The sequence below is a fragment of the Advenella faeciporci genome (genome assembly GCF_014652395.1).
GTDB lineage: Bacteria > Pseudomonadota > Gammaproteobacteria > Burkholderiales > Burkholderiaceae_B > Advenella > Advenella faeciporci.
Genome location: NZ_BMYS01000030.1, coordinates 1 through 21397 on the forward strand (window position 1 = coordinate 1; position 21397 = coordinate 21397).

Below are 21397 nucleotides of genomic sequence, written 5' to 3' on the forward strand. Positions count from 1 at the left end.
CTTCTTTGATCCAGCGGTGAAGCATGTTGTCGTTAATGTTGTGGGCGCGGGCAATGGCCGCTACCGATACGGCGGAGTTTTTGCACAAGGCAACCAGATGGGCTTTAAAGGCCGGGCTGTGCGTCCGTCGACGGGGTAACGGGGTTGGTTCCGGGCTGATTTCTTCTAGATAGTCCATACGTGTCCATTTGCGATAGTGGACAAGTATGTTCATATTTTATTAGCGACTTGAAAAGATGACTTTACCGGACAGTTACAGATCAACAAAAACAGTGCTGGTGATAAGTCCAAAATTAATTCACGAATACCAGGAAAAATGGCATAGGCAACTACCACTATTGCGGCCAAGCCGAGCCCAGCTTTCAACATCTTTTTCATATCGCATTTCATGTTGGTTCTCCTTGCATAAAATAGGTTATGCCATCAGGCACCGTTAAAGTGACACTACCATAAGAGACACTTTACCTATGTAGTCCTGTCAAACACATTGCTCATGAATTACATATATGTCATGAAGTCCAGAAATTTTCTAATTCACTAATTCATTTGAATGGCCAGTTATTCAAAACCAGTTGAGTAAATAAAAATTATCCATTGAACTATCTAGCTGAACTGGCCACTTGATTTACAGCCCCAGAAGTATTCCTTAAACTTACGACCAGGAATATCCCACCCTGTGTATGCAACTATGAGCGTAAGCTCACCGTCAAGCGCACAGTTCATAACTAGAGACTTCTGCTGCCAACTGTCGTTTACATTTACTGGGTGGTAAGTTACCCAACGACTCATGGGGTCGTTCCTCGTTATAACTTAATATCCAGGCCCAACTGAGGTCCCGCACCTGAGCTAACGACGAGAACAAATGCGAGTCCAGGACTTCGGTGCGATAGCTGCGATTAAATCGCTTGATATAGGCATTTTGATTCGGCTTGCCGGATTCAATATAACAAATTATCCAAGGCTTGCCTGACGCCTTCGTCAATGATATTGAGCACACGAAAGCGCGTGCCATTGTAAAGTGCATCACTCATAAAATCAAAAGACCAACTGTAATTTGCTTGCGCTGACACCCACAAAGGCGCTGGCTCACCCTTAGGTAACCGTTTTTTGGTACGACGTTTCTGGTTCAAATTCATTACACAATAAACACGCCATACCCGCTTGAAATTTCAAAGTTTTCCATCCAGTCTCAACCGATAAAAACATTTTCAGAAGCCCCAACGGGATCGCGTTGGATCTTGCACGATTGCGTTAAGCGCATCAATGATAGGTTGATCCCGCTTAAGACGTTGCTGATTGGGGTCAGGCCAGTACCAACTGCGACGAGACAGGCGTGTCAGACGACATGCCCGGGCAATGGAAAGCGAACCTTGCTGAACCAAGTGCAAGGCCGCTTCACGTCGTCGCTCCGGTGTCAGAGCTTTCCCAGCAAATCTTTGATCGCTGCGTTCTCCAAAGCCAATTCTGCGTACATTTTCTTTAGACGGGCATTTTCCACCTCGATGTCCCGCAATCGTTTCAAATCCGACGCCTCCAAACCACCGTACTTGCTTTTCCACTGGTAATAAGTCGCGTTGCTGATGCCATGCTCGCGACAAATATCCGTCACTTTCATGCCTTGCTCAGCCAACTTTAAAATAGCCACAATCTGAGCTTCTGAAAATTTGGATCGTTTCATGATTTCCGCCATCAAAGATGAGAATGGCAGAAATCTCTGGTTTTGGCTTGTGTCTTTTTAGGGTAAGTTTACGATGCCACTGATATATGCTGGGGTTTTTAATAAATTGATAGCTATTGCGCAGGACTTCTTAACCACAGGAGCCGCTCAGTGGCGATGTGTTTGTATTTCATTGGCGCGAAAGTGTATTTTCAATAGACACAATACTGACCTGTTCTCATCATCAGACATATTGCATTTATTCAGAAATCTAGGGTATCTAATTATTTGCACTACTTCGTTTTCAACGATTTTCATACGCCATAAGCCCTACTCAAGCTCCTTACTACAAGTATTGCCACATACAAACACATCAACTACTTCAAGCTTCGAATTTACTGTCAACCTGAATAACCACCTTACGGCTTGGGTAATCAATTTCAATTTTCCTCAGATTGAACAGCCAATCATCAAAACACATCATTTCCCAAAAACCACCGGTGGAAGGGTCTATCAATCTCGACAAATCTGATTGATCAACAGATTTTTCAGGCATGCTACCACCATTAGGCAAACCAGTCACCTCTATTGTCCAGGCAGGGCCAACCCGATCTTGGCCTTCGCGGTTTACAAAAAGCAGGTTAAATTCCCGCTCAGAACGCCATTCAAAATTATGAAGAGGTGGCATTGTATTTTTCCTTTAAAATTTTAACAAACCGTAAGTTCTTATTAGATGATAATAACACTGGCAACCCGGGAATGCGCCATTTCAAATACCCTAATGGGCTGAACTGCAACACCCACCCTCACAACCAACGCCGCACTTTCGCCTTATACGCCAGATATTCCTTCCCAAACAGTTTTTCCATTGCCCGCTCTTCAGGAATAATCTGGAAACGTGTGCTATACAGTACGTACGCCATCACACCCAACAAAGCCCATACAGGCACCAGGCAAATGGTAACAAAAAACCCGCACCACCATAAGCAGTGCGGGTTTTGCAAACAGGTTATTGCCTGAAGCAATAAACCGGCTTACATGTTTTCGATCATTACCTGACCAAAGCCAGAGCAGCTAACCTGTGTTGCACCTTCAAGCAGACGGGCAAAGTCATAGGTTACTTTCTTGGACAGGATTGATTTTTCCATAGAGGAAATGATCAGGTCTGCGGCTTCAGTCCAGCCCATATGACGCAGCATCATTTCTGCAGACAGGATTTCTGAACCTGGGTTCACGTAGTCTTTGCCTGCGTATTTGGGTGCTGTGCCGTGGGTGGCTTCAAACATGGCCACTGAGTCGGACAGGTTGGCTCCCGGAGCGATACCAATACCGCCAACCTGGGCTGCCAGTGCGTCAGACACGTAGTCACCGTTCAGGTTCAGTGTGGCAATGACTGAGTACTCGGCAGGACGCAACAGGATTTGTTGCAGGAAGGCGTCAGCGATAGAATCCTTGACGATAATGTCTTTACCGGTTTTAGGATTCTTGAATTTGCACCATGGGCCACCGTCGATCAATTCAGCGCCGAATTCTTTTTGTGCCAGTTCATAGGCCCAGTCACGGAAACCACCTTCGGTGTATTTCATGATGTTGCCTTTATGAACGATGGTAACGCTTGGTTTGTCGTTGTCGATCGCGTATTGGATGGCTTTGCGAACCAGGCGTTGTGTACCTTCACGTGATACGGGCTTGATGCCGATACCGGAAGTGTTGGGGAAGCGGATTTTGCTTACGCCCAGTTCGTTTTGCAGGAAAGCGATCAGTTTTTGAGCCTGGTCGGATTCTGCAGGGAATTCGATACCGGCATAGATATCTTCCGAGTTTTCACGGAAAATAACCATGTCTGTTTTTTCTGGCTCACGCACGGGCGAAGGAACACCTTTGAAGTAACGCACGGGGCGCAGGCAGACATACAGGTCCAGCTGCTGGCGCAGTGCCACGTTCAGTGAACGAATGCCACCGCCAACGGGTGTGGTCAGGGGGCCTTTGATGGAAACAACGTAATCCTTGACGGCGTCCAGGGTTTCTTCTGGCAGCCATACGTCTGGGCCGTATACTTTTGTTGATTTCTCACCAGCGTATACTTCCATCCAGTGAATTTTACGTTTGCCATCGTACGCTTTGGCAACCGCGGCATCAACCACTTTCAACATGACGGGTGTGATGTCTGCGCCAGTACCGTCACCTTCAATGTAAGGAACGATTGGCTGGTCTGGTACATTCAGAGAGAAGTCGGCGTTAACCGTGATTTTTTCGCCCGCTGCCGGGACTTTGATATGTTGATAAGACATGTTGGCTCCGTAACCCACATTAAGACAATTAACCTAAAACCTGCAGCACGATAGGAGTAAGCCGCAAGTCTTATATAAGACCTGTATAGTTTAACTGAAAAAGTTTAAACCGCCTTAAAACATTGCCGATTTTTCAGAAATATTTCCTAATGAACACAATTCTGAGGCAAAATAGCCTATTAACCTATACTTTATATCTTCACTATCCCTATGTTCAACCCTTCCCGTGACCAGGTCAGAGACTTTTTCATAGATACCTGGAGCAAACACCAGAACAAGCAAATTCTTACTCCTCTTGAGTCTATTGCCCTGAACTGGATACAGCAACACCCCGAATATCACGGCGTACTTGAAAATCCCGAATCCAAAAGCAAGGATTTTTCAGTCGACCAGGGCCAGGTCAACCCGTTTTTGCACCTGTCCATGCATTTGGCCATTGAAGAACAAATATCCATTAACAGCCCACCGGGAATCAAAGATGTTTTCCAGGCCCTGGCTGCCAGCAGCAGCCCGCACGAGGCCGCCCACGAAATCATGGAGTGCCTGGGAACCGTACTTTGGGAAGCCCAGCGACTGGGCAAACCACTGGACAACAATCAATATCTTGAGTTGTTGCGCCAGCGTGTTAAACGCCATTAAACCCCGGCAAACCACTATGGCCCATAGCCGGTTTTTATATTGAAAAAAACGGTTCAGGCCAAAACGCTTTTCTGAACATATTTATTGACGCCGGTGACTTAACACACTGGGCAAGGTGGCCAGCCAGGCCGAAATATTGTCAATATCTGCAGGCGTCAGGTTCTGGACCTGCACAGCCATAATTGGATTTTTCCGGATATTGGCAGAAGGTGGTGCATTGCGTGCGCCCCTCACATACGCCATCAGGGCATGCTTCAGGTAATCATCATGCTGCCCGGCCAGAATGGGATACATGGACGCCAGCGTGGTCACGCCATCAGCACCATGACAAGCCACGCACCCCTTTGTCTCAAATGCAATTTTTCCGGCATTTAAATCGGCGGCATGTACAGTACCCGAAATGGCCAGAACAAATCCTGCCAACATTACATTTACCTGTTTCATGACAGTATCTCCGACTATTTAAGTTGTGCGTAATAGGCTGCCAGATCAAGCATGTCCTGTTCTGACAGGCTATGTGCAATGGCAGTCATTGACGGAAAGGTACGGGAACCGGACTGGTATTCTTTCAGGGCGGCAACAATGTATTCGGCATTCTGGCCAGCAATCTTGGGCACCCGGTACACTTCGGGAAAGCTGGCCCTGTACCCCTCTATGCCATGACAGCCAATACACATGAATACTTTACCTTTTGCTGCTTCTATGTCTCCGACAGGGGCAGCCTGCTGCGCAAATGCCTGCGCCCCTGTTGCACAGCCCGCCATGATGGCGAACAAATTTATGGTACGCTTTAACGATTGCTTCGTCATATATTGCTCTTCTTGGTGATTGTTAAAAATTTTAATTAAAAACAACGGATAGAGCTGCGATTGATTGATTTTACGATTTGTACTATCAATTCGGTTTAGTATTAATACTTGATGTATTGAACCACTATTTTTATGTTGCAGGATGGAAATGAATATACCTATAAACCCTAATGGCTCAACAAAATTTTCAGGAACAGACCGTTACATAGCTACCGAAGACCTTAAACTGGCGGTAAATGCCGCCCTGACTTTGCAGCGTCCGCTGTTAATCAAGGGGGAACCGGGCACGGGCAAAACCATGCTGGCCGAAGAAGTGGCCAGGGCACTGGGGCGCGATTTGCTGCAATGGCACATCAAGTCCACCACCAAGGCCCATCAGGGGCTCTACGAGTACGATGCCGTGTCCCGCCTGCGTGACTCCCAACTGGGTGATGAACGGGTCAAGGATATCCGCAATTACATTAACAAAGGCGTCCTGTGGCAGGCTTTTGAATCAGAAAAACCCTGTGTTGTCCTGATCGACGAAATTGACAAGGCCGACATCGAGTTCCCCAACGATTTATTGCGCGAACTGGACCAAATGGAGTTTCATGTATACGAAACCCAACAAACCATTGTGGCCAAACATCGCCCACTGGTCATTATCACCTCAAATAATGAAAAAGAGCTGCCCGACGCCTTCCTGCGCCGTTGCTTTTTCCATTACATCCAGTTTCCCGACCGCGCCACGTTAAAAGACATTGTGCATGTGCACTTCCCCAATATCAAAGCCGAAGTCCTGCGTGCCGCACTTGATCATTTCTTTACCCTGCGCGAAGCGCCCGGCCTGAAAAAGAAACCCTCCACGTCTGAATTTCTTGACTGGCTGTCACTGCTGATTGCCGAAGATATCAGTGCCGGAAAAATTGATGCCCATGCGGCCACGGCAATACCCATCATGGCAGGTGCCCTCCTGAAAAACGAACAGGACCTGAGCCTGCTGGAACGGCTTTCCGCCATGGCGCAGAATATGCGCCGCTCATAAATCAGGCTGCCCATGTTTATCAATTTCTTCTACCACCTTCGCAATCACAAGCTGCCGGTATCTGTCAAAGAATACCTCACACTGCTTGAGGTCTTGCGTGAGCAGGTCATGGCCCCTACCTTGCATGACTTTTATCTGCTGTCACGCATGACACTGGTCAAGGATGAAACGCTGTTTGACCGCTTCGACCAGGCTTTTTCACTTTTTGCAAAAGGTATAGAGGCCCATCTGGCCGACAGCAAGGAAATACCACTGGAATGGCTGATGAACGAATTGCAGAATTCACTGACGCCAGAAGAAAAAGCAGCCATCGAAAAACATGGCTGGGAAAAGCTCATGGAACTCTTCAAGCAACGCCTTGAAGAGCAGCAGGAACGGCACGCAGGCGGTAACAAATGGATTGGCACGGGGGGCACTTCGGCCTTTGGCAACAGTGGCTATCACCCGGAAGGCATTCGTGTGGGCGGGCAATCCGCCGGCCATCGCACCGCCGTCAAGGTATGGGATGAACGTCTGTTCAAGGAATATGATGACCAGCAGGAACTGGGTACCCGTAATTTCAAGGTTGCCCTAAGACGCCTGCGCCGCTTTGCCCGCGAAGGGGCGGCCGAGGAACTGGATCTTGATGACACCATCCGCAGTACGGCCCGCAATGCCGGCTATCTTGACGTTAAAATGGTTCCCGAGCGTCACAATAACGTTAAGGTCTTAATGCTGCTTGACGTGGGTGGCAGCATGGATGACCACATCAGCCGCGTTGAGGAGCTGTTTTCGGCTGCCAGCAGCGAATTCCACCACCTGGAAGTTTATTATTTCCATAATTGCGTCTACGAACGCGTCTGGCGCTATAACAGCAACGGGCGCCGCAACTATATAGACACCTGGGAGCTGCTCAGGAAATACAATGCCGACTGGCGCCTGATACTGGTGGGCGATGCCACCATGAGCCCCTACGAAATCATGCACCCAGGCGGTTCAGTTGAGCATTACAACAAGGAAACCGGCGCAGCATGGCTGCAACGGCTTCTGGAGCACTGGCCCAAATCAATCTGGCTCAACCCCGAACCCACCAGTTATTGGCCTTACCGGCAATCCATTGAACTTATCCGTAATATTCTACAAAACCGGATGTACGGAGTGACCGTTGCCGGCCTGGAAGAAGGTATGAGGCTATTGTCCAAATAGCCACTTATTGTTAACGCAGTATTTACCCAATCATCCAAAGAACCATGAGACACCGTCAGCCACTTTCGCCTTACATTACCTTAATACTACTGTCTTTTTTCCTTTTTATGTCATTACCCATTCCCGCCACAGGCGCCCTCACCCAACCGGCACAAATCCACAGCATCGAAGGCATTACCGAATACGAACTGGACAACGGTTTGCGGGTTCTGCTGGCACCCGATCAATCCAAACCCACCACCACGGTCAACATGACTTATCTGGTGGGTTCCCGCCACGAACAATACGGGCGTACCGGTATGGCTCACCTGCTTGAACATTTAATGTTCAGGGGCACGCCCAATACCCCCAATGCACTGGCTGAGTTTTCAAAAAGAGGCTTGCAGGCAAATGGCTCCACGTCGGCAGACCGCACCAACTACTATGCCAGTTTTGCCAGCGACCCCGAAACGCTGCAATGGTATTTAACCTGGCAGGCCGATGCCATGCGCAATGCATCCATCCAGGAAGAAGACCTGAACGCCGAACGCAGCATTGTCCTGAACGAGCTTGAGCGCGGAGAAAACAATCCCTTCAGGACCCTGACAGAAAAAATGCGTTCAACGGCATACCAGTGGCACAATTACCGCAACAGCACCATTGGTGCCCGCAGTGACCTTGATGCCATGCAGGCCAGCGAATTGCGTGACTTTTACGACCGCTACTACCAGCCCGACAATGCTGTTTTGGTTGTTGCCGGCAAGTTTGAACCTGCGCAAACGCTAAACCTGATTAATGAACTGTTCAGCACCATTCCCAGACCCGAACGTTCCCTGACAGAAGCACCCACGGTAGAACCCCAACAGGACGGCGAGCGCCAGGTCATCCTTGAACGCAGTGGGGGCATGCCCTTTATTGCCGCCACTTACCACATCCCTGCCGCATCCAGTGAACAATATATCCTGCTGGACATTGCTGCCGGTATTCTGGCCGACAGTCCATCGGGCCCACTTTACAAAGAACTGGTGGAAAACAACCTGGCCACCGGCGTCTTTGGCTTTGCCATGGCACACCATCATCCCGGGCTCATCTTTTTTGGTGCCCAGCTTAATGACACCATGGATACGGCCAAGGCGCAGCAAACCTTGCATGAGGTGCTTGAGCAAAGTGCCAAACACCCGATTACCCAAGAGCAGCTGGATCGGGCAAAAAACAATTGGCTTACCCAATGGGATGAACTGTTTGCCAGTACCGAACAAATGGGCATTGGCCTGTCAGAAGCTATTGCCTCTGGTGACTGGCGGCTTTTCTTTCTGGAGCGCGACCGGGTCAAGAACATAACCCTGCAAGATGTCCAGCAGGCCGTACAAACTTATTTGCTGGCCAGCAACCGCACCAGCGGGCTTTACAAACCCACCAACAATCCACAACGTGCCCCGTTTGAAACCATTCCCGATATTGTGCAGTTGTTAAAAGACTACAAAGGCGATCCCTCTTTTACGCAAACCGATGCTTTTGACTCCTCTCCTGAAAACATCGACAAACTGACACGGCTTGAAGTGATCCAGCTGCCTAATGGCACCATTAGTACCGCCATGCTGGTCAAGCCAACCCGTGGCAATCGCGTCCAGGCTGATTATAAAATCCAGTTTGCCAATGCCCAGGCCATGGAGAATATGGCCAGCCTGTCCGCAGCGGCGGCTTCGTTACTGGATAACGGCACGGCCACCATGTCGCGCCAGGAAATCCAGGACCGCATTGACGCCCTGCAAGGCAGTATTCATTACGGCATCAGTGGTAACCGGTTAATAGTATCCCTTTCCACCCATAAAAAACACTTTCCGGAATTGCTGCAATTCAGCCTTGAACTTATCCAGCAGGCCAACTACCCTCAGAAAGAAGTTGATGAATACAAGGAGCGGGTGATTACATCGGTTCGAAACGCCATGACCGAACCTGGGGCACTGGCCAACAATACCCTTAGTCGCCACAGTAATGTCTGGCCCAAGGGCGATATTCGCTATGTCCCCACTTATGAGGAATTGATCAAAAACATCCAGGCCATCAATCCCAAAGCACTCCGTGAGTTCCAAAACAACTTCTTTGGAGCGGGCGATATAGATGTTGCCATTGTGGGTGACTTTGATCCGCAGCAAATCAGGAGCATTCTTGAAGACAGCCTTAAAAGCTGGAAGCAGGCGCCCGGCTATGACCGCATCGATATGCCTTACCATGCCGTAAAGGCGGCCTCCTTCACGATTGAGACCCCTGACAAGTCCAATGCGGTGTATATGGCCAGATTACCGATCAAACTGCAAAATGACCACCCGGATTATCCGGCTCTGTTTATGGCCAACTACCTGCTGGGTGCCACCGAAACTTCCCGCCTTTGGACCCGTATCCGCACCCAGGAGGGCCTGTCTTACAGTATCCGCAGCTCACTGAATGTTTCCTCTTTCGAACCATCAGGCACATGGTCCTTGCAAGCCATTTATTCACCTACCGAAAAGGAACGTATCAAATCCCTGATTGATGAAACCATCCAGACTACCCTGAAGGAAGGCTTTACCGAACAGGAGCTCAGCGATGGAATACGATCGGTCCTTAACCTGCGCTCGCTGGCCCGTTCACAAGATAGCGTCCTGTCTTCAACCTGGCTGAAATACCTGGCACTGGATCGCAGCTTTGAATGGAACAAAAAGTTTGAAGAAGCGATTCAGAACCTGACCACGGCGGAAGTCCACCAGGTAATGAAAACATATCTGAAACCGGAAAACATGTCTGAAGCATTTGCCGGTGATTTTGTTGGCAAGACAAACAAGGCCACCCAGCAAGAAGAGCCCTGAGAATAAAAAAATGCACGTCATCACAACGTGCATTTTTTCTTGAAAACGAAAGTTTTCTTTACGGCTGCCTAACTGAAGAACTTCTTGACCCGATCAGTCCAGGATTTATTTTGCGGTGAATGACGGTCACCGCCATCATCCAGCGCCGCCTCGAATTTACGCAACAGGTCTTTCTGCTCTTCGTTCAGACGCACCGGTGTTTCTACAATCACGTGACAATAGAGGTCACCAGGATAATTGGATCGAACCCCCTTGATCCCTTTGCCACGCAAACGGAAAGTCTTGCCGGTTTGCGTGCCTTCGGGAATGGTAATTTCACCTTTACCGCCCAGGGTTGGCACCTCAAGGTTTCCGCCCAAGGTAGCCGTCACAAAAGGCAGCGGTACCTGGCAGTGCAAGTCATCGCCATCACGCTCAAAAATACTGTGTTCCTTAAGGTGAATTTCAACATACAAATCACCAGGAGGCCCACCATTGACGCCCGGTTCACCATTGCCAGCCGAACGGATGCGCATTCCTTCATCAATACCTGCAGGAATCTTGACCTGAAGGGTTTTGTTCTTGCGTTTGCGGCCTACGCCATCACACGCCGTGCAGGGATCCTTGATTTCCTGACCGGAGCCGTGACAGGTTGGGCAGGTTTGCTGAACACTGAAAAAACCCTGCTGCATGCGAACCGCACCACTACCGCCACAAGTATGACAGGTGGTTGGTTTGGTACCTGCCTTGGCACCACTGCCATGACAAACATCACAATGCTCCCAGCTGGGCACACGTATTTCCGTATCGAAACCCTTGGCGGCCTGCTCAAGGGTAATCTCAAGGCTGTAACGCAAATCGGCACCGCGGTAAACTTGCGGGCCACCGCCACGACGGCCACCACCAAAGATGTCCCCGAAAATATCACCGAACACATCTCCAAAGTTTCCGGCACCTGCCCCCATTCCTGCATTGGGATCTACACCTGCATGGCCATAGCGATCATACGCTTCACGTTTCTCGGGATCTGAAAGCATTTCATAGGCTTCCTTGATCTCTTTGAATTTATCTTCGGCCTCTTTGCTATCCGGATTGCGGTCAGGATGGTACTTCATTGCCAGCTTGCGGTAAGCTTTCTTGATTTCCTCATCCGTGGCGTTTTTGGCGACACCCAGAGATTCATAATAATCACGCTTTGCCATTATTCATACGCCTTATAACTCTTTAACAAATTCCATATATTTAAAAACAATACCCGGTTAAGCCCTTTAAGACAGAAACCGGGTATGAAAGCTCACATTGATACAATCAATTAGGCGTCACGCTTGACTTCTTTAAAGTCGGCATCCACCACATTTTCATCAGCGGGCTGGGCACCTTCAGAGGCCTGGCCTGCCTGGGCCTGCATATCTGCATACATTTTTTCACCCAGTTTCTGGGAAGCCGTCATGAGCGCCTCTGTCTTGGCATCAATCGCTGGCTTGTCACCGTCTTGCAAAGTGGTTTCAAGATCTTTGATCGCTGCTTCGATGGCTTCTTTTTCAGCCGCTTCCAGCTTGTCACCGTATTCGGTCAGTGACTTGCGTGTCGAGTGAATCAGGGCATCGGCCTGGTTGCGTGCCTGTGCCAGTTCGGCAATGCGATGATCCTCTTCGGCGTTGGCTTCCGCATCTTTGACCATACGTTCAATTTCTTCCTCGGACAAACCAGAGTTGGCTTTAATGGTAATTTTGTTTTCTTTACCAGTGCCTTTATCTTTGGCTGACACATGCAGAATACCGTTGGCATCAATATCGAACGTCACTTCAATTTGCGGCACACCACGCGGTGCTGGTGGAATACCTTCCAGATTAAATTCACCCAAGCCCTTGTTACCTGCAGCGATTTCACGTTCTCCCTGGAATACCTTGATGGTTACTGCAGGCTGGTTATCGTCGGCAGTAGAGAAAACCTGTGAAAAACGGGTAGGAATCGTGGTGTTTTTCTGGATCATCTTGGTCATTACACCGCCCATGGTCTCAATACCCAGAGACAATGGGGTAACGTCAAGCAGCAACACGTCTGTACGGTCGCCAGACAGGACTGAACCCTGAATGGCCGCACCAGCGGCAACCGCTTCGTCGGGGTTGACGTCTTTGCGTGGCTCTTTACCAAAAAACTCTTTGACCTTTTCCTGCACTTTAGGCATACGGGTCATACCACCAACCAGAATAACGTCATCAATGTCGCTTACCTTGACACCGGCATCCTTGATGGCTACACGGCAAGGTTCAATAGTGCGGTTGATCAGCTCTTCAACCAGTGCCTCAAGTTTGGCACGGGTGATTTTCAGGTTCAGGTGTTTTGGCCCGGAAGCGTCTGCCGTAATGTAAGGCAGGTTGATTTCGGTTTGTGCGGTTGAAGACAGTTCGATCTTGGCTTTCTCGGCCGCTTCTTTCAGGCGCTGCAAGGCAAGAATGTCTTTGGACAGGTCTACGCCCTGCTCTTTCTTGAATTCGCCAATGATGTAATCGATAATGCGTTGGTCAAAGTCTTCACCACCCAGGAAGGTGTCGCCGTTGGTAGACAGCACTTCAAACTGCTTTTCACCGTCCATGTCAGCGATTTCAATGATGGATACGTCGAAAGTACCACCACCCAGGTCATAAACCGCAATTTTACGATCGCCTTTTTCGGCCTTGTCCATACCGAAAGCCAGTGCGGCTGCGGTAGGTTCGTTAATAATACGCTTGACGTCAAGACCCGCAATACGACCGGCATCTTTGGTGGCCTGACGCTGGCTGTCATTGAAATAGGCGGGCACGGTAATAACCGCCTCGGTGACTTCTTCACCCAGGTAGTCTTCGGCCGTTTTTTTCATTTTACGCAAGACTTCTGCGGAGATTTGGGGAGGCGCCATTTTTTTACCTTGCGCTTCTACCCATGCATCACCGTTATCAGCCTTGATAATGCTGTAAGGCATCAGGTCGATGTCTTTTTGTACGGCTTTTTCATCAAATTTGCGACCAATTAAACGCTTGACCGCAAACAGGGTGTTTTTAGGGTTGGTAACAGCCTGACGTTTTGCAGGTGCGCCAACCAGTGTTTCGCCATCGTCCATGTAGGCGATGATGGAAGGTGTGGTACGTGCGCCTTCGGCGTTTTCAATAACCCTGACTTTATCGCCGTCGAGAACGGCCACACAACTGTTAGTTGTACCCAAGTCAATACCAATAATTTTGCCCATTATGCTTACCTTAATAATAGCTAATCTGAAATTTTGTAAAAATCCTGTTTTAATAATGTAAAACAGGATCGTTGGATACTTTCAATATGGGGATGCAAAAACCGTTTTCAAGATCTTTAAAGCATTTTTTTATAGCCCCATTTTTTATGCTGCCGGCCGGTTTATTGCTTGCCGGCTGAAACCATGACCAGCGCCGGGCGCAATACGCGATCGGCAATCGTATAACCTTTTTGTAACGACTGCAAAATACAATTGGCTTCCACATCTTCGGATGGGACTGAAGAAATGGCCTGATGCAGGTTGGGATCAAACTTATCGCCAACGGCAGGTGCCACTTCTTTTAGATGATTGCGCTCAAAAGCCTGGGTTAACTGGCGCAAGGTGCTTTCCACCCCTTCTTTCAACGCTTCCAGTGTCTGGTTTTCAAGGGCCAGGGCTGCTTCCAGGCTGTCTTTTACCGGAACCAGGCTTTCTGCAAAGCTTTCGGTGCTGAATTTACGCGCTTTGGCGACATCTTCCTGGGAACGCCGGCGGATATTTTCCACTTCGGCGCGGGCACGCAAGAGTTCATCATGGTATTGGCTAACCTTGGCTTCAAGTTCCGAATATTTCTCAGCCAGATTTTCTTCCATCAGTACGGTTTCTTCCAAGGTATCCTCTTGGCTTGCATCGGTTGGCTGCTCAACCTGAGGATTTTGCGGCTGTTCCGGATTTTTTGAATTTTGAGGATTATTCTCTTGTGACATTCGGTTCTCCAAACATGGGTTTATATTGAATGGGCCATAGATTGAGGCAAATTCCAGGATTTCAAGGGGGACATTCTATAAAAAACAGTCAGGCAAACCTAATGACAGCAAGGCAGGCAGCCTCAGCGTATTGAGTTTGACAGTTCCGGGCACCACCCTTGCAAGTGACGCTTGACGATCCCGTCCAAACCATTAACCCACTCTTCGTCACTGTTCAGGCAAGGAATATACCTGAACTGCTCGCCACCGGCTTTCTTGAATTCACTGGCGCACTCAAGCTGGATTTCTTCCAGGGTTTCAAGACAATCAGCCACAAAGCCCGGACAAATGACATCAACCCGCTTGACACCTTTGGCTGGATAAGACTCCAGGGTTTCCTGTGTGGCCGGCTCAAGCCATTTTTGCGCGCCAAAGCGGCTTTGAAAACTGAAATCCATCTCGACACCCTCATCGGCAAGCGCCTGTTTTAGCAGATGAACCGTGCCCTTGCAATCTTTGTAATAAGGGTCTCCCTGATCGACACTGCGCTGGGGCAAACCATGAAAACTTAACAACAGGCGCTGCGGCTTGCCATTAACCTGCCAGAAAGTCCTGATTTTGTTGAGTAGCGCCATGATATAGCCGGGTTCATTGTAAAAACGCTTGATAAACCGGAACTCGGGCTGGTCACGAAAATCGGCCACGATACGGGCGATTTTATCCAGGATGGTTGCGGTGGTACTGGCTGCATATTGCGGATACATGGGCACCACCAGGATTCGTTCACAGTGTTGCTGACGCAGGCTTTCTATTGCCGCTGCCAGTGAGGGTTTGCCATACCGCATGGCCAGCTCCACAGGTATGGACAGATTCTGGCGCGCAAAGCCATCGGCAAGTTTTTGGGCTTGGGCCAGACTGTGAACCAGCAATGGCGAACCTCCTTCCATCCAGACCTGCTGGTACTTATGCACCAGTTTTCTGGAGCGAAACGGAAGTATCACACCTCTTAAAATGGGTTGCCACAGCAAAGATGGCAGTTCTACCACCCGCTTGTCAGAAAGGAATTCAGCCAGATAACGCCGGATATCCGAAGCAGAATAAGACGTAGGGGTACCAAGATTTACCAGCAATACACCCGCTTTCATGTCCTGATGGGGTTTGTTGATGATATTGTTCTGATCACGCTTTTTTTCAGGTTCAGGTATATTTTGCATAAAGTAATGGTTGGTTAATACTGGCTTAAGGCATTGGATAGTAACCGCGCGGTTATATCCACAATGGGGATTACTCTGTCGTAAGACATCCTGCTGGGGCCGATAACACCCAAGGTACCAATGATTTTACCATCTACGCCATAGGGAGCGGTTATGACCGAGACGTTTTCCATAGGAACCAACCGGGAATCGCCACCAATATAAATCTGGACGCCTTGTGAGCGGCTTGAAATATCGAGCAATTGGATCAATTCGCTTTTTTGCTCGAACAAATCAAACATTTTACGCAAATAATTCATGTCCGCGGTCATATCAGTCACATCCAGCAAACGTCGTTCGCCCGAGATAAGCACTGTGTCTTTTTCGGAAGCATCGGTGCCGGCATCTACTGCAGCCTGCATCAGCTGAGAAATATCCTCTTTCAGTTCCGCCAGTTCACGGGCCAGTTCGGTGCGCACCACTTCAAATGACTTGCCAGAAAAATGCTGGTTGAAGAAGTTACCCGCTTCCAGCAGCTCTTGCTCGGCGTAATCGCGGGCAGCGGAAAGAATCCGGTTTTGCACGTCTCCGTCGGGTGTCACGATAATGAGCAAGATGCGCTTTTCAGACAGACGGATAAATTCGATATGACGAAAAACCTGCGAGCGCTGCGGCGTTAAAACCACACCGGCAAACTGGGTCAAATTGGACACCAGTTCAGCGGCCGCATTCATGGCCTTGCCCGGTGAGGCATGTAAAAGGGCATCCTTTATTTCACTATTGATGTTTTCTGGCGACAAGGTCTGATAATGGCGAACAGCCAGCAGACGGTCTACAAACATGCGATAGCCCTTGGGCGTTGGCACACGGCCAGCCGACGTATGCGGACTGTGAATCAGGCCAAGCTCTTCAAGGTCTGCCATGACATTGCGAATAGTGGCCGGAGAAAGCTCAAAGCGCTTTGACAGCGTGCGCGACCCGACCGGTTGCCCATCTTCGATATATTGTTCAATTAAAGCTTTCAGTAAAGCACTAGCGCGTTCATCCATATTGCGATATCTTATAAATTCACACTTGCATGTGTGATATTTTTTACCAGCGACACATTCGTAGTATTCAGGAACATGCTGAAATTACGGTTAAGATGTCGTAATATCCACATTTCACCTTATTGTATATTGTTTTTGACATGCATTTTTCAACCGTCGCACTAATTGGCCGATATCAGGACTCTGGCATGGATGCCCCCTTGCGGGCACTGGCAGAGGTTCTGGCCAATGCCGGGCGCTCTGTTCTGATAGAAGAAGAAACCGCCACCAATACAGGGGTGGACGAACTGCCTGTTGCGACCATTGAAGGAATTGGCAAACAGGCCGACCTGGTGATTGTGATGGGTGGAGACGGCACCATGCTGGGCGCCGCCCGCCAACTGGCTCCCTACAATATTCCACTCATTGGCATCAACCATGGCCGCCTGGGCTTTATTACAGACATACCGCTTCAAAATGCCCTGCAAGCCATACAGTCTGTTCTGGACGGGCATTTCACCCTGGAATCCCGCACCCTCCTGGAAGCCTCGGTGGTTCGTGACGGGCAAACATTAACCACAGCGCTGGCCTTGAATGATGTGGTTTTAAACCGCTCGGGCCGCAGCGGCATGATTGAAATCAGTGTAGAACTTGACGATCAGTTCATGTACAAGCAACGCTCTGATGGCCTGATTATTGCCACCCCTACCGGCTCTACTGCCTATGCCTTAAGCGCCAATGGCCCCATTTTGCACCCTGGCGTCAACGCTTTCCTGCTGGTACCGGTTGCGCCACAAACACTGTCAAATCGCCCTATTGTGATCCCAACCAGCGGCACCCTGAAGCTCACCCTGACTGAAATCGGCCGGGCTGAAATGGGTGCCAGCGTGCATTTTGACATGCAGACCTGGTCCAACCTTCAATTGGGCGACCAAATTACCGTAAAAAAAGCACAGCACCAAATTCAGTTTCTGCACCCCGAAGGGCTTAGTTTTTTCTCAACCCTGCGCAAGAAACTGCACTGGAACATCATGCCCGAGTCTTAAAGACAAGGTTAAACTCACTCATGCTGCATTCATTACATATTCGTGATTTCGTCATTGTTGATCAGGCAGATCTGCATTTTGATCAAGGTTTTACGGTCTTTTCCGGCGAGACCGGTGCAGGCAAATCCATCCTGATTGATGCGCTGGCACTGGCGCTTGGTGGCAGGGCCGAAACCTATTCCATTCGTGAAGGCGCCGATAAAACCGATATCAGCGCGGTTTTCGACTGCCCGGACTCCCTGCGTGACTGGCTGCAAGAGCAGGAAATGGATGACAACGAACTGGTGCTTCGCAGGGTGGTAGACCGCTCGGGCAAAAGCCGGGCGTTTATCAATGGCGTTCCCGCCAATCTTGCACAATTGCGAACCATAGGCCTGCATCTGGTTGATATCCATGGCCAGCACGCCCATCAAAGCCTGCTTAAAAACAGTGCCCAACGCGAGTTGCTTGATGCGCATGCCGACAATACCCGCCTGCTGCAAACCCTTGCGCTGCAATGGAAAGAATGGCAAAGCGACCTTCGCCAATACCGGGAGTCACAAGAAAACGCCGCCCAGCAAAATCTTGAGCGTGAACGCCTTGAATGGCAACTCCAGGAAATTGCCAAGCTGCAACTGGGTAAGAATGAATGGGAAAACGTCAGCACCGAACATAACCGTCTGGCTCATGCTTCTTCTTTGCTGGAAGGCGCATCACAAACCCTGAGCGCACTTGATGGTGAAGAACAATCGCTGGTATCCGAGCTGAACAGCGCCACCCAGCGCATCGCCCAATTACTTAAAAACGATCCTGCCCTGCAAGGTATTTACGATGCCCTTGAGTCGGCCCGGATTGCCTGCGTCGAAGCCGCGTCCGACCTGAACAGTTACCTGGACAAGGTAGACCTTGATCCACAGCGCCTGTCCGAACTGGAAAACCGGATGCGCAATATTTTTGATACGGCTCACAAGTTCAGGGTAGAACCCGAACAACTGCACCATCTTCAGCAAGAACTTGAAGCCAATCTGGCCCATTTCAATAAAATCAGCAATCTTGAAGAACTGGAAAAAAGCATAGCGCAACGTAAGGCCGCCTATATGGAAACCGCCCAGGAACTTTCAAAGGCCCGCAAAAAAACCGCCTCCACGCTTGGCAAGGAAGTGACCCAGGCCATGCAAACCCTTGCGATGCAAGGCGGTGTCTTCGAGATCCATCTGCAAAAAGCAGAACCTGGCCCACACGGCCTGGAACAGGTTGAGTTCAATGTTGCCGGCCATGCCGGTACAACACCGCGCCCTTTAGCCAAGGTAGCATCGGGTGGAGAACTGGCCCGTATTTCCCTTGCCCTGTCAGTGATGGCCAACAAGGCAGGCAGGGTTCCCACCCTGATCTTTGATGAAGTGGATACCGGTATTGGCGGCGCGGTGGCCGAAGTGGTCGGAAAACTGTTACGTGAGCTGGGCGGCCGTCATCAGGTGCTGTGTGTCACACACCTGCCACAGGTGGCTGCCTGCGCCCAACAGCACTTTCAGGTTCAGAAAAACCAGAAAAACAAAACAACACATTCGGAAATTGTTTTACTGGATGAGCAGGAAAGAATCAATGAAGTTGCCCGCATGCTGGGTGGCGTCACAATTACTGAAACCACCCGTGAGCACGCAAGGGAAATGCTGAATATTCAGGTTTGAGCCCTGTTCCGTAAAGGGGAAGGCCCAACGTTATTTCAAATGGTTCTTGGAAGGGTGCCTGGACTCGCAGTCGGCGCAGGTACCATACAAAACCATCGAATGGCTCTCAAGATTAAAATTATAGTCTTTGGCAATTTTGTATTGCCGTTTCTCAATTTCAGGGTCGGTAAATTCATCTACTTTCCCGCAAACGGAACAGACCAGGTGATCGTGATGATCGCCGTCGTCAAGCTCGAAGACAGCCTTGCCGTTATCGAACTGGCTACGCGTTAAAATACCGGCCTGTTCAAATTGAGTCAGCACACGATAAACCGTGGCAAGGCCAATATCGACATTTTCATTAATCAATAAACGGTAAACGTCTTCGGCACTTAAGTGGCGAGCTTCTGATTTACGGAAAATATCCAAAATCTTAAGGCGCGGAAAAGTTGCCTTAAGGCCCATGTTTTTCAATTCGGTTTGATCGTTGATTTGATCGTTCATATCACCCACACTAAATCATGCTGACCCAGCATCATAGTCAAATTTAGCCACAAAGAAAGCGCCTAATGAATAAATTTCCAAATATTTCAGTGCAATCAATCCCATAATTGCCCAGAACTATTATCATAACACTTTTAAATGTCCAAAATTATCATAGGATATTCACCCAAGTCATGAATAATACTGCACTTTTCCTTCGTTTCCGTAAAGGACTGTTTGTTTCTGCCCTTGCACTTACTGCACTTACCGGTTGCTCATCAGGAAAATGGGGCTTTCCTTATGTCGCCCCTGTACAGCAAGGCAACTGGATCACAGAAGAAAACGTGGCACTATTACAAAAAGGCATGACACCTGACCAGGTTCGTTATGCCTTGGGCTCGCCGACCCTGACCGACATATTCCGTCCTGACCGCTGGGATTATCCTTACCACTACCAACCCGGTTACGGCGAACCGGTCACACGCAACTTTACAGTCTGGTTCGTTAATGGCGTCCTTGATCGTTGGGAAGGTGACCAACAGCCCGACTTCCAGCCTTATGAGCAAAAAGCAGCTGCCCGCACGGTAGAAGCAACTGCCAGCACCGTAGAAGCGGCTGCCAGCCAGGTAGAAACGGCCCCCGTGGAATAAACCGTTTTCTGCAAACACCAATAATTATCAAAACCAAAGGTCATATACATGCGTATAGCTATTTCCGGAGCCAGCGGCCGCATGGGCCGCATGCTCATTGAAGCAGTGCTTGAACACCCTGAACTTGAACTGTCCGTTGCCCTTGATCATTCAGGCAGCGAGCATCTTGGCGCCGATGCGGGTGCATTTCTGGGCAAACCCACCGGGGTTATCATTACCGACGATTTGTCTGCCCTGCAAAACAGTGATTGCCTTATCGACTTTACCCGCCCCGAAGGTACCCTGAAACACCTGCAGGCTTGCGGTCAGTACAAAACCAAAGCCGTTATTGGCACCACCGGTTTTGATGCCGCAGGTATTCAGGCGATAGAAGCGGCCGCCAAAGAAACCGCGATTGTGTTCGCCCCCAACATGAGCATTGGCGTCAATGCCACCCTGCGTTTACTTGAGTTGGCGGCACAATTGCTTAGTACCGGTTACGATGTGGAGGTCTATGAAGCCCATCACAAGCACAAGGTGGATGCCCCTTCGGGAACTGCATTAAAAATGGGTGAAGTGATTGCCGAAACCTGGGGCAAAAAACTGGATGACATCGCTGACTGGGCCCGCCACGGTCATACCGGAGCGCGCAAAGAAGGACAAATCGGTTTTTCGGTCGTGCGTGGTGGCGATATCATTGGCGATCATACGGTAATGTTTTGCGGCACGGGTGAACGAATTGAAATCACCCATAAATCATCCAGCCGTGCCACTTATGCCCAAGGCAGCCTGAAAGCCGCCCTGTTCCTGCAAAAACACGAAGCCGGCCTGTTCGACATGCAAGACGTGATTCAGGGGTAACAAGCCTTACTCGCCCCCCACGCAGGAGTGAACTGACCCCCAAAAGTTGGACACCCATTCAACTTTTAGGGGTTTTTCAATGGAAAAATATGATGTGCAATTCAAAGTCAAATTAGTAAAGGAGTATCTGTTCGGCGATAGTGGCTATCGT

General features: G+C 49.4%; 19 protein-coding genes and 1 pseudogene. 8 read left to right on the forward strand and 12 right to left on the reverse strand.

All coding sequences use genetic code 11. The features are described from left to right. The 4 genes and pseudogenes from IE074_RS13945 to icd form a co-directional block, all read right to left on the reverse strand. The coding region (locus IE074_RS13945; protein WP_189386061.1) for a helix-turn-helix domain-containing protein at positions 1–214 on the reverse strand (214 nt) is incomplete at its 3' end. 492 nt (positions 215–706) lie between these two features. After that, positions 707–1678: pseudogene (locus IE074_RS13950) on the reverse strand (transposase). A 361-nt stretch (positions 1679–2039) separates the two neighbouring features. Next, positions 2040–2345: a hypothetical protein gene (locus IE074_RS13955; RefSeq protein WP_189386062.1), complete on the reverse strand. Its 306-nt coding sequence runs from the start codon at positions 2343–2345 to the stop codon at positions 2040–2042. A gap of 346 nt (positions 2346–2691) precedes the next feature. After that, positions 2692–3948, reverse strand: coding sequence for an NADP-dependent isocitrate dehydrogenase (icd, locus tag IE074_RS13960; protein WP_189386063.1), 1257 nt, complete (start codon positions 3946–3948; stop codon positions 2692–2694). A gap of 210 nt (positions 3949–4158) precedes the next feature. Here icd and IE074_RS13965 point away from each other — a divergent pair, with 210 nt between their 5' ends. Further along, positions 4159–4587: a DUF1841 family protein gene (locus IE074_RS13965; RefSeq protein WP_189386064.1), complete on the forward strand. Its 429-nt coding sequence runs from the start codon at positions 4159–4161 to the stop codon at positions 4585–4587. Positions 4588–4668: 81 nt separating this feature from the next. On the opposite strand, the gene IE074_RS13970 is transcribed toward IE074_RS13965, so the two are convergent. Both IE074_RS13970 and IE074_RS13975 read right to left on the reverse strand, forming a co-directional pair. Further along, positions 4669–5031, reverse strand: a complete 363-nt coding sequence (locus IE074_RS13970; RefSeq protein WP_189386065.1) for a c-type cytochrome — start codon at positions 5029–5031, stop codon at positions 4669–4671. A gap of 14 nt (positions 5032–5045) precedes the next feature. Next, positions 5046–5396 carry a c-type cytochrome gene (locus tag IE074_RS13975; protein WP_189386066.1) on the reverse strand — a complete coding sequence of 117 codons (351 nt, stop codon included), beginning with the start codon at positions 5394–5396 and terminating at the stop codon, positions 5046–5048. A 148-nt stretch (positions 5397–5544) separates the two neighbouring features. Between IE074_RS13975 and IE074_RS13980 the strand changes: the two genes are divergently transcribed. The 3 genes from IE074_RS13980 to IE074_RS13990 all read left to right on the forward strand — a co-directional run bounded on the left by IE074_RS13980 (position 5545) and on the right by IE074_RS13990 (position 10430). Continuing rightward, positions 5545–6420 (forward strand): AAA family ATPase, encoded by an 876-nt coding sequence (locus IE074_RS13980; RefSeq protein ID WP_229794034.1) that lies wholly within the window; start codon positions 5545–5547, stop codon positions 6418–6420. Positions 6421–6432: 12 nt separating this feature from the next. Continuing rightward, complete coding sequence (locus IE074_RS13985; protein WP_189386068.1) at positions 6433–7605, forward strand: vWA domain-containing protein; 1173 nt, start codon at positions 6433–6435, stop codon at positions 7603–7605. 107 nt (positions 7606–7712) lie between these two features. Then, positions 7713–10430, forward strand: a complete 2718-nt coding sequence (locus IE074_RS13990) for a M16 family metallopeptidase (protein ID WP_189386069.1) — start codon at positions 7713–7715, stop codon at positions 10428–10430. 68 nt (positions 10431–10498) lie between these two features. Here the strand turns inward: IE074_RS13990 and dnaJ are convergent, their stop codons facing one another. The 5 genes from dnaJ to hrcA form a co-directional block, all read right to left on the reverse strand. Next, positions 10499–11611: a molecular chaperone DnaJ gene (gene dnaJ / locus IE074_RS13995; protein ID WP_189386070.1), complete on the reverse strand. Its 1113-nt coding sequence runs from the start codon at positions 11609–11611 to the stop codon at positions 10499–10501. A gap of 110 nt (positions 11612–11721) precedes the next feature. After that, a complete protein-coding gene (gene dnaK, locus IE074_RS14000) occupies positions 11722–13635 on the reverse strand; it encodes a molecular chaperone DnaK (RefSeq protein ID WP_189386071.1) in 1914 nt (637 codons plus the stop codon). Positions 13636–13796: 161 nt separating this feature from the next. Beyond that, positions 13797–14381, reverse strand: a complete 585-nt coding sequence (gene grpE, locus IE074_RS14005; RefSeq protein ID WP_189386072.1) for a nucleotide exchange factor GrpE — start codon at positions 14379–14381, stop codon at positions 13797–13799. 122 nt (positions 14382–14503) lie between these two features. After that, on the reverse strand, positions 14504–15574 hold the full coding sequence (gene hemH, locus IE074_RS14010; RefSeq protein WP_229794035.1) for a ferrochelatase: 1071 nt from the start codon (positions 15572–15574) through the stop codon (positions 14504–14506). A 14-nt stretch (positions 15575–15588) separates the two neighbouring features. Continuing rightward, a complete protein-coding gene (gene hrcA, locus IE074_RS14015; protein WP_189386073.1) occupies positions 15589–16602 on the reverse strand; it encodes a heat-inducible transcriptional repressor HrcA in 1014 nt (337 codons plus the stop codon). Positions 16603–16742: 140 nt separating this feature from the next. Between hrcA and IE074_RS14020 the strand changes: the two genes are divergently transcribed. Further along, positions 16743–17627 carry an NAD kinase gene (locus IE074_RS14020; RefSeq protein ID WP_189386074.1) on the forward strand — a complete coding sequence of 295 codons (885 nt, stop codon included), beginning with the start codon at positions 16743–16745 and terminating at the stop codon, positions 17625–17627. Between the two features lie 20 nt (positions 17628–17647). Beyond that, positions 17648–19294: a DNA repair protein RecN gene (recN, locus tag IE074_RS14025; RefSeq protein ID WP_189386075.1), complete on the forward strand. Its 1647-nt coding sequence runs from the start codon at positions 17648–17650 to the stop codon at positions 19292–19294. Positions 19295–19324: 30 nt separating this feature from the next. Here recN and fur read toward each other — a convergent pair whose 3' ends face one another. After that, positions 19325–19765 (reverse strand): ferric iron uptake transcriptional regulator, encoded by a 441-nt coding sequence (fur, locus tag IE074_RS14030; RefSeq protein ID WP_189386079.1) that lies wholly within the window; start codon positions 19763–19765, stop codon positions 19325–19327. A gap of 185 nt (positions 19766–19950) precedes the next feature. On the opposite strand from fur, the gene IE074_RS14035 reads away from it, so the two are divergent. Both IE074_RS14035 and dapB read left to right on the forward strand, forming a co-directional pair. Further along, a complete protein-coding gene (locus IE074_RS14035) occupies positions 19951–20406 on the forward strand; it encodes an outer membrane protein assembly factor BamE (RefSeq protein WP_189386076.1) in 456 nt (151 codons plus the stop codon). A 48-nt stretch (positions 20407–20454) separates the two neighbouring features. Further along, positions 20455–21246: a 4-hydroxy-tetrahydrodipicolinate reductase gene (dapB, locus tag IE074_RS14040; protein WP_189386077.1), complete on the forward strand. Its 792-nt coding sequence runs from the start codon at positions 20455–20457 to the stop codon at positions 21244–21246. Positions 21247–21397 lie beyond the last annotated feature (151 nt).

Excerpts from the sequence above, each read along its gene's own strand:
- IE074_RS13955 (WP_189386062.1), bottom strand. The coding sequence starts at position 2,345 with ATGCCACCTCTTCATAATTTTGAATGGCGTTCTGAGCGGGAATTTAAC.
- icd (WP_189386063.1), bottom strand. The coding sequence starts at position 3,948 with ATGTCTTATCAACATATCAAAGTCCCGGCAGCGGGCGAAAAAATCACG.
- IE074_RS13965 (WP_189386064.1), top strand. The coding sequence starts at position 4,159 with ATGTTCAACCCTTCCCGTGACCAGGTCAGAGACTTTTTCATAGATACC.
- IE074_RS13970 (WP_189386065.1), bottom strand. The coding sequence starts at position 5,031 with ATGAAACAGGTAAATGTAATGTTGGCAGGATTTGTTCTGGCCATTTCG.
- IE074_RS13975 (WP_189386066.1), bottom strand. The coding sequence starts at position 5,396 with ATGACGAAGCAATCGTTAAAGCGTACCATAAATTTGTTCGCCATCATG.
- IE074_RS13980 (WP_229794034.1), top strand. The coding sequence starts at position 5,545 with ATGAATATACCTATAAACCCTAATGGCTCAACAAAATTTTCAGGAACA.
- IE074_RS13985 (WP_189386068.1), top strand. The coding sequence starts at position 6,433 with ATGTTTATCAATTTCTTCTACCACCTTCGCAATCACAAGCTGCCGGTA.
- IE074_RS13990 (WP_189386069.1), top strand. The coding sequence starts at position 7,713 with ATGTCATTACCCATTCCCGCCACAGGCGCCCTCACCCAACCGGCACAA.
- dnaJ (WP_189386070.1), bottom strand. The coding sequence starts at position 11,611 with ATGGCAAAGCGTGATTATTATGAATCTCTGGGTGTCGCCAAAAACGCC.
- dnaK (WP_189386071.1), bottom strand. The coding sequence starts at position 13,635 with ATGGGCAAAATTATTGGTATTGACTTGGGTACAACTAACAGTTGTGTG.
- grpE (WP_189386072.1), bottom strand. The coding sequence starts at position 14,381 with ATGTCACAAGAGAATAATCCTCAAAATTCAAAAAATCCGGAACAGCCG.
- hemH (WP_229794035.1), bottom strand. The coding sequence starts at position 15,574 with ATGCAAAATATACCTGAACCTGAAAAAAAGCGTGATCAGAACAATATC.
- hrcA (WP_189386073.1), bottom strand. The coding sequence starts at position 16,602 with ATGGATGAACGCGCTAGTGCTTTACTGAAAGCTTTAATTGAACAATAT.
- IE074_RS14020 (WP_189386074.1), top strand. The coding sequence starts at position 16,743 with ATGCATTTTTCAACCGTCGCACTAATTGGCCGATATCAGGACTCTGGC.
- recN (WP_189386075.1), top strand. The coding sequence starts at position 17,648 with ATGCTGCATTCATTACATATTCGTGATTTCGTCATTGTTGATCAGGCA.
- IE074_RS14035 (WP_189386076.1), top strand. The coding sequence starts at position 19,951 with ATGAATAATACTGCACTTTTCCTTCGTTTCCGTAAAGGACTGTTTGTT.
- dapB (WP_189386077.1), top strand. The coding sequence starts at position 20,455 with ATGCGTATAGCTATTTCCGGAGCCAGCGGCCGCATGGGCCGCATGCTC.